The 8,449-nt window shown below is 72.6% G+C and carries 5 protein-coding genes; 3 read left to right on the forward strand and 2 right to left on the reverse strand.

Translation table 11 applies throughout. The features are described from left to right. Positions 1 to 6: 6 nt before the first annotated feature. Together G569_RS0135860 and G569_RS0135865 are read right to left on the reverse strand one after the other, a co-directional pair. Positions 7 to 4,623 carry an nSTAND1 domain-containing NTPase gene (locus G569_RS0135860; protein ID WP_028066982.1) on the reverse strand — a complete coding sequence of 1,539 codons (4,617 nt, stop codon included), beginning with the start codon at positions 4,621 to 4,623 and terminating at the stop codon, positions 7 to 9. A 5-nt stretch (positions 4,624 to 4,628) separates the two neighbouring features. After that, the gene (locus G569_RS0135865) at positions 4,629 to 4,964 is read right to left on the reverse strand and encodes a tetratricopeptide repeat protein (protein WP_028066983.1); all 336 of its coding nucleotides are present in this window, start codon (positions 4,962 to 4,964) and stop codon (positions 4,629 to 4,631) included. 167 nt (positions 4,965 to 5,131) lie between these two features. Here G569_RS0135865 and G569_RS0135870 point away from each other — a divergent pair, with 167 nt between their 5' ends. The 3 genes from G569_RS0135870 to G569_RS0135880 form a co-directional block, all read left to right on the forward strand. Next, positions 5,132 to 6,373, forward strand: a complete 1,242-nt coding sequence (locus G569_RS0135870; protein WP_028066984.1) for a vanadium-dependent haloperoxidase — start codon at positions 5,132 to 5,134, stop codon at positions 6,371 to 6,373. Between the two features lie 445 nt (positions 6,374 to 6,818). Then, positions 6,819 to 8,057 (forward strand): COG4705 family protein, encoded by a 1,239-nt coding sequence (locus tag G569_RS64950; protein WP_211233184.1) that lies wholly within the window; start codon positions 6,819 to 6,821, stop codon positions 8,055 to 8,057. Positions 8,058 to 8,075: 18 nt separating this feature from the next. Next, a partial coding sequence (locus tag G569_RS0135880; protein WP_028066986.1) for a DedA family protein occupies positions 8,076 to 8,449 on the forward strand: 374 nt, incomplete at its 3' end.

Raw genomic sequence — 8,449 nt, forward strand, 5'->3', positions numbered from 1 at the left:
ACGGGCTCAGGTGCAGGCCGGTGCGTAGGCGCGGTCCGGCAGCGCGGCCGCCCACTCGGCGCGGGTGAGCGGCCGCCCGGCCACGTCGCAGGCATGGCGTGCCCACGAGCTCGGGCGCATGTCCCAGCGGTACGCGCGTCCGGCGTCGGTGATGGCGAACAGGTACGTGCCGTCGGGCGTGAACTGGGGCAGCGCGTAGTGGTTCGGGATCGCGGGGAGCGGGGCCCCGAACGCCCGCTGGCTGCGCAGGTCCCAGAGCCGGATGCTCCCTTCCGGACCGCCGGTGGCGAGTGTCTCGCCGTCCGCGCTCGTCGACTGCCATTCCACGCGCCCGGCGTGTCCGGTGAATCGGCGGCTGGCCGGCTTCCACGTCTTCGTCGACCACACCCTGGCCCAGCCCTTCCAGCTGCCGGCCACGACGAATCGGCCGTCGGGCGTGAAGCGCGCGAGGTCCGTCACGGTCTCGGTGTCCGGAAGCGACGCGAGAAGCCGGTGCGTGGCGGCGTCCACGATGACCACTCTCCCGGTGTCGTCCGGGCCGGCCGTGGTGATCGCGAGCGTGCGCCCGTCGGGGCTGAGCGAGACGTCGCTGACCGGGTAGCGCAGGGGAGGACTGACCGGACGGCCGGAGGGCATGGCCCAGAGGCGCACGACGCCGCCGTCGGCGGCGGCCGTGACCATCAGACGTCCGTCGGCGCTGAAGCCTGGCGTGAACACGCGGCTCGCGGCGGCGCGGCGGCGAAGGATCACCTGCCGGCGGTCGATGTCGACCACGTTGAAATAGCCGTCGTCCTCCCCGACGACGAGCAGTCTGCTGTGCGGCACGAACCCCATCCCGTCGGTGGGCCCGTCGCGCACCACTCGCATGGTGCCCATGAGCGCCAGCGTCCGGGCGTCGATCAGACTGACCGTGCCGTCGACGTGTCCTGCGGCGAGGACGTGGCCGTCCGGGGTCAGCGCGTAGCGGACCGACCCTCCCCCTGGGCCGAGGCTGAACGGCCGGCCGAGGCGGCGGGTGCCGGCGAGATCCCAGATGAGGACCTTGCCGTCGAGGGCGGAGCTGTAGAGCGTCCGGCCGTCGTGGGTGACCGCCAGGCCGGTGACCTGGCCGCTGTGGCCTTCCAGCGTCTCGCCGGCCTCGCCGTGCTTGACGTCCCACAGCATCACCCGGTCGTCCTGGCCGGCCGTGATCGCCGTGGCGCCGTCGGCGGTGAAGGTCGCCTCCACGACCGCGCCGTCGTGGCGTCCGGCGGCGGTGCGCACCTCGCCGGTGACCAGGTCCAGGAACCGCACCGAGCCGTCGTCGCCTCCGAGGAGCACCGTGCGATCGTCGGGGCTGAGCGCCGCGGTCTGCGCGCCGGGCGACAGGCGCTTGAGCGGGAGCAGGGTCCGCGCGTCGCGGATCACGGTGGATCCACCTTCGAACGTCGTGACGACGCGCCGGCCGTCCTTGGTGAGCATGACCGACCCGACACCCGGGCCGACGTGCCGGGCCGGGCCGAGCGGTTGGCCGGTGCGCGTGTCGAAGCGCTCGACGGCCGTGTCGACCTTCGCCGGGCGTCCGAGGGCGGCGTACAGCGTGCGCCCATCGGGCGAGAAGCGCAGCTGGTAGATGAACTCGTTGCCGATGGGCAGCGGCGCGAGCTCGCGATGGGTGTGCGCGTCGAGGATCTGCGGCTCACAGCCGCCGACGGCGAGCCGCGACCCGTCGGGGCTGAACCGCAGGTGGTCGAGCCTGATCTGCGCGACGATGACGCACGGCTCCTGGCCTGGCACGGTGGCCGGCGGACCGATCGGGCGCCGCGTGTGCCGGTCGACGAAGCTCACCGTGCCGTCGTTGTCGATGAACGCCACCGTGCGCTCGTCGGGGCTGATGTCGAGCGTCGTCAACTCGTCGCCGTCGCCGCGCAGGCCGCCGATCGCCGCCGGGCTCTTGAGCAGCGCCGCGAGCAGGTAGCCACGCGTCTGCAGCGAGTCGTCCAATGCCACACCCTGACGGGCGAGCAGGAGCGATCGGTCGAGGTCGTGCTCGGCGAGGGCCTGCGCCCCGAGGCGCTGGGCGTCGGCGGCCACCGCCTCGTCGCGGGCGTTGCCGCGCTGGTCGAGCGCGACCGCGCCGGCGATCACCGCGAAGACCAGCAGTGACATCACGCCCGCGAGCACGAGCCGCAGCCGGCGTTGCGCCCGCTCGCTCGCGGCGCGGCCGGCGGCGAGGAACTCCCGCTCGGAGTCGTTGAGGTCGCTCGCGTGGGTGTCGGCCCATTCCACCGCCGCCGCGAGCCGGGCGCCCCGGTAGAGCTCGTTCGGGTCGCCGTTCCAATCGCGGGCGGCGTGGGTGATGTGCCGATGCAGCCGCCGCCCCTCGGCGTCCTCCTCCAGCCAGGCCCGCAGCCGCGGCCATTCGCGCAGCAGCGCCTCGTGGGCGACCTCGGCCTCGCCCTCGCCGACGGTGACGAGACGATCGCGGGCGAGGCCGGACAGCACCGCGCCGTCGCCCAGTTCGGCGAGCGGAACGCGCGTGCGCACGTCTCCGTCGCCGGCGAGCCGCAGCAGGATCCGGCGTGCCTCGGCGCGACCGTCCTCGTCGAGCCGGCCGTAGGCGAGCTCGGCCAGCCGCGCGACAGCGCCGCGCACGCCGTCGGTGCGCTCGTAGGCGTCCAGCGTCAGCCCTTGGTCCCAGAGCTCGAACAGCGCGGTCGAGAGCAACGGGAGCGCGCCCGGCTCGTGCTCGACATCGGCGACGAGGGCGTCGGCGAGCCCTGGCTCGATCGTCAGGCCGGCGTGGCGGGCGGGCAACTCGACCGCCCGCCGCAGCTCGTGGGGTTGCATCGGGCCCACGAGCACGTGGTTGGCGCCCAGTGCGCGTGCGAGCTCGGGGTACCGGGCGCACGCGCCGTAGAAGTCCGCGCGCAGCGCGACGACCACGGTCGTGGCCGGCCGGTCGAGGAGCGCGGCGATGAACGCCGCACGCTCGCGCTCGTCGCGGCACACGGTGAAGAGCTCCTCGAACTGGTCGACGGCCAGCAGGGTCCGGCCCGGTCCAGGCTCGGGGAGCGTGGGGTGCTCCCCGGGGCGGACGATCGCTCGCGCCCAGGTCGCGCTGCCCGGCAGTACGCCCGTGGCGATCGCGGCCAGCAGCCCGGCGCGCATCGCCGACGACTTGCCGCTGCCCGACGGCCCGACGATCCCCAACAGCGGGGCGCCGGGCAGACGCGCCACCATCTCGGCCACCAGTCGCTCGCGGCCGAAGAACACGGCGGCGTCGTCGACGTCGAAGCACTCGAGCCCCTTGTACGGGCAGGCACCGGGGCCGAGGGACGGGGGCGGGCGAATCGCCTGAAGCTCGGCCACGCGGGTGGTCAGATCGCCCGCGGCCCGCTGGAACTGGGCGCGTTCGGCCGAGGTGAGGGCGGCGGCGTCGGCGACGCGCGCCATCGCCCGCGAGCGAGCCCAATCGCGGGCGGCTTGGCGGATCAGCGCGGGCACGCCCCCGGTTGCGGCCACGATGCGCTCGACCGGCCCGTCGTCGCCGGCGTCGAAGCGGGCCAGCCCGGCGGCGTCGTCGGGCGCCAGCGGTCCCAGCGCGATGCGTTCGTCGGCCGGGATCCCGTCCGGCTCGAGGCTCGTGATCACGATCAGCGCCGGGTCGATGCGCTTCGGCGGCGCGCGCGTGCCGTCGAGGACGAGCAGCGCGGGCCGGCCCGGCGTCAGCGCCTGGACGTCGCCCCAGCTGACCTCGCCGCCGTCGCGGCGGATCTCGTCGGCCAGGGCCAGCGTCAACCGGGTCTTGCCGATCCCCGGCTCACCGGTGATCAGCGCGGTCGCGCCGGCGCCTTCGCGTACCCGCGACCACAACGAGCGCAGGCACTCGAGCTCGCGCTCGCGGCCGAACAGCGGGGTGCGGCCGGCACCGTCGAGCGGGGGATCGAGGACGGGGTCCTGCCGCAGGATCGCCTCGTGCAGCCGGCGAAGCTCCGATCCCGGCTCGACGCCGATCTGCTCGATCAGCAGGCGTCGCGCCTCGCGGTAGGCCTCCAGCGCCTCGGCCTGGCGCCCACACCGGTACAAGGCGAGCACGCGCCGAGCGTGCAACGGCTCACGCAGCGGCTCGAGCGCGAGCAACCCGTCGATCTCCGCCAGCACCTCGCGCTGGCGGCCGGCGTCGAGGTCCTGATCGATCGCCACCTCCAACGCCGCCGTGTGCAGCTCGTCCAGGCGGCGGATCTCCGCCGCCGCGAACGGCTCGCCCGCAACATCGGAGAGCGGCGAGCCACGCCACAACCGCAACGCCTCGCGCGCCGCGCCCTGCGCGAGCAGCCGCTCGAATCGCGCGGCGTCCACGTCCTGGCGGGGGAGACACAGCTCATAGCCGCGGCCGTGGGTCGCGATGAGCTCCGGCTCGCCGAGCGCCTTGCGCAGATGCGAGACGTACAACTGGACGAGCTTGAGCGCGGAGGCGGGCGGGTCATCGCCCCACAACCCGTCGATCAACCGCTCCGCGCTGATCGTCGACCCGGCTTGCAGCGCCAGCATCGCCAACAGCGCTCGCTGCTTCGTAGCGCCGAGACCCACCGCACCGTCGTCGGAGATCGCCTCGACCGGTCCAAGCAGGTTTATGCGCATGCGGGCTATCCGCGTCGATCTTCGCACCCTCGCAGCGTGCGCGCCAGCGTCGTGGCGGTACGCCTCACCTCCGCGTGCTCGGCGCCCAGCACACGGCGGCGGATCGTCAGCGCGCGAGCCAGCAGCTCGGCCGCGCCAGAGGTGTCACCGCCGCGCGACGCGATCGACGCGAGCCGGTCCAGGACCCACACCACGTCGTAGTGCTCAGGGCCGAGCACCCGCTCGAGCGTCGCCAACACCTCGACGAGGACGGCCCACGCATCGCGATCGTGTCCGCGCGCCTCGAGGATCGCCGCCAGCGCGACGCGGTCCGCCGCTGTCTCGAGCTCGCCCGAGTTCATCCCTGAACCCTGCGGCCGAGCGGTCGAGTCCTGGTAGAGGCCGCCGTCCTCTACCGAACCTCGACCGGCGTGCGCGACCGTCGGCCGGCAAGCGACCGATCGGAGGATCGATGCTCATCACAGGCAACGCGCGGCCCAGGAGAGCGCTTCGCGCCCTGGGAGTCGGCGTGACCGCGGCCGTCGCGCTGGCGGGGGCGCCACGCACGGCTGCCGCCGCACCGCCACCCGGGAACGCCGCGCAGCAGTGGGACCAGATCGCCGAGGACACCGTCGTCGGCTCAGGCGCGTTCCAAGGCGAGGGGTTCGTCTACATGGCCTACGTCGCGCAGGCGATGAACGGTGCCGTCAACCCTGGCGAGCGCAACGGCCAGTCGGCGGATGCCGCGGTGACCGAGGCGGCCTACCGGGTCCTCGTCCACCACTTCCCCGCGCGGGAGCCCGACCTGACGGCGCTCCACGACGCCGCGCTCGGTGCCATCCCCGGCGGACCCGCGAAGCGCAACGGGATCATGCGCGGCGAGCTCGCGGCCACCAAGGTGCTGCGCGAGCGCGCCGGCGACGGCGTGCAGACGCCGATCGCCTCGACGTCGCCGTTCCCGACGCTCCCGCCCGGGCCCGGCGTCTGGCGCCTGACGCCGAGCGCCTACGCACCCCCGCAGACGCCGTGGATGGCCAACGTGCGGCCGTTCCTGCTGCGGAGCGGGGACCAGTTCCAGCCGGCACCGCCGCCGTCGTTGTCGAGCCCGCAGTGGGTGGCCGCGTTCACCGAGACCAAGTCGCTCGGCTCAGCCACGAGCGCGACGCGCACCGACGCTCAGAGGCAGACGGCGCTCTTCTGGACCGCAAACGTCATCCGTCAGTACAACGGCCTCGCTCGCGCCACGGCCACGAGGCTGAGCCTCGATGTGCCGCACACCGCCCGGCTGCTGGCGATGATCAACCAGGTCGGCGCCGACGCGATGATCGCGATGATGAACGCGAAGTACCACTTCCTGTTCTGGCGGCCGGTGACGGCGATCGACCCGACGTCCGTCAGCACCGACGGCTTCGGACCCACGCCCGGCTTCGACGACGGCAACCCGGCCACCGCCGAGCAACCCGGCTGGCGCCCGCTCGTCACCACCCCCAACCATCCCGAGTACCCGTCGGCGCATGCGACGATCTCCTCGGCGATCGCGGAGGTCCTCGTCCGCTTCCTCGGCACCGAGGCGATCGACGTCGACGTCCAAGGCCAGCCGGGCCTCGACGAGACGCGGCACTTCGCGACCGCGGACGACCTCCGCGCCGAGGTCAGCAACGCCCGCATCTGGGCCGGCCTGCACTACCGCTTCTCCGTCCAGGCCGGAACGGCGCTGGGGCGCGAGGTCGCCGACTACGACCTCCGCCACGGCTTCTGCCGACACGGATGAGTCGTCGGCGCTCGGAGTGGCATCGACCCCGTCAGCGAGAGCGATCATCCGACCCTCATCCCGCGACTTGACTTCGACGCACGGGCATCACGCCGGCGGACGCGACGCCCGAGCTGAAGGCGGGTGTTCGGCGCCGGGCTCGACCAGCCCGATCGGGTGCCCCGGAGTCGCCGGGCCTGCGGGAGCGGCCGGCGCGCCGGGAGCGCCCGGTCCCGCGGGCGGGCAGGCCGCCCCCGGCGCCGCTTGGGTCGACTACGCGTCGATGGCGTGGACCGCCCAATAGACGCCGTTCACCGCCCACCTCAAGTGCTTCCAGGGCGGACCTGCCGGCACGGCGGTTCACCCGCGGGTCGACGGCCGTCTCGTCGCGCTCAAGGTGGCCGCCTTGCACTGATCAGCCCGAGCGTTCAGGAAACGGTCAGGAGCCCGTGGCGACCCTGGCAAGATGCCATTGTCTGTCCTGGTGGTCAGCGACCGCATCGCTGTTTCCCCCGACCTGATCGCCGCGATCCGCGCCCGCGCGGCGCGGGACGAGATCCAGGTGCGCCTCCTCGTGCCCAACCCGGCGCCTGCCGAGTGGCACCCGACCCATCCCGATCGTCACGTCAAGGCCGAGGAGGCGCGGGGGGTGTTGCGCGAGACGCTTCCCACGCTGCGCGAGGCCGCCGGCGTCGACGTCGACGGGTTCGTGTCCACCCGCCACGATCCGATGGACGCGATCGAGGAGCAACTGCACGACGAGCCGTTCGACGAGCTCATCCTCGCCGTCACACCGCATCACATCGAGGGTTGGTTGCACGCCGATCTGCCGCACCGCGCCGCCCACCTCGGCCTGCCGGTGACGTGCATCGAGGGCCACAAGACCCTCGACCTCACGGACCCGCACGCGCACCGGCGGATCGGCCCGTCGCTCGGGCGCCGCATGCTCAACAAGGTCCCCGAGGTCACCTTCTACTTCTGGCTGATCAAGATCATGTGCACGACCGTCGGGGAGACGGCCGCGGACTATCTCAACGACAACCTCGGCTTCGGGCTCACGAACACGACGATCGTCGCGGGCGTGCTGCTCGCGGCGCTGCTCGTCGTGCAGTTCCGCGTGCGTCGCTACGTACCGGGCATCTACTGGTCGGCCGTCGTCGTGATCTCCGTGTTCGGCACGTTGATCACCGACAACATGACCGACCGCTACAACGTGCCGCTGACCACGAGCACACCGATATTCGCGGTCGTGCTGGCAATCGTCTTCGCGGTCTGGTGGTCGGTCGAGCGCACGCTGTCGATCCACACGATCTTCACCACGCGCCGGGAGAGCTTCTACTGGCTCGCGATCCTCTTCACCTTCGCCCTCGGCACCGCCGCCGGCGACCTCGTGGCCGAGAAGGCCAGCCTCGGCTATGGCATCTCGATCGCGATCTTCGGCGGCGTCATCGTGCTGATCGCGATCGCCCACTACGTCTTCCACGCCAACGCGGTGCTGACGTTCTGGCTCGCCTACATCATGACCCGGCCGCTGGGTGCCTCGATCGGCGACTTCATGTCCCAGCACAGCAAGAAGTACGGCGGGCTCGGGCTCGGCACGACGGGAACGAGCTACATCTTCCTGGGCTGCATCTTCGCCCTCGTGATCTGGCTCTCGATCACCCGCCGCGATGCAACCGAGGCCCGAGAGGCGGCGCCCGCGTAGATCGGAGATCCTTTCGGCGTGTCGATCTCCGATGTGCTCAGCGAGCTCGGCTACGTCGGGCTCGCGCTGCTGATGATCGCGGAGACGGTGTTTCCGCCGATCCCGTCGGAGGTCGTGCTGCCGTTCGCCGGCTACCTCGTCCAACAGGGCGACTTCGAGTTCCTCCCGGCGCTGGTCGCGAGCACCATCGGCTCGCTGGTCGGCGCCGTGGTCCTCGAGGAGGCGGCACGCTACGGGGGACGGCCGTTCGCGGAGCGCTTCGTGCGTTTCGCGCACATCGACCCCGGCAAGCTCGACGACGCGGAGCGTTGGTTCGTGCGCCGCGGTTGGCTGATGGTCCTCGTCGGCCGCTGCGTGCCCGGCGTCAGGAGCCTGGTCGCGCTTCCCGCCGG

Source organism: Solirubrobacter soli DSM 22325, assembly GCF_000423665.1.
Lineage (GTDB): Bacteria > Actinomycetota > Thermoleophilia > Solirubrobacterales > Solirubrobacteraceae > Solirubrobacter > Solirubrobacter soli.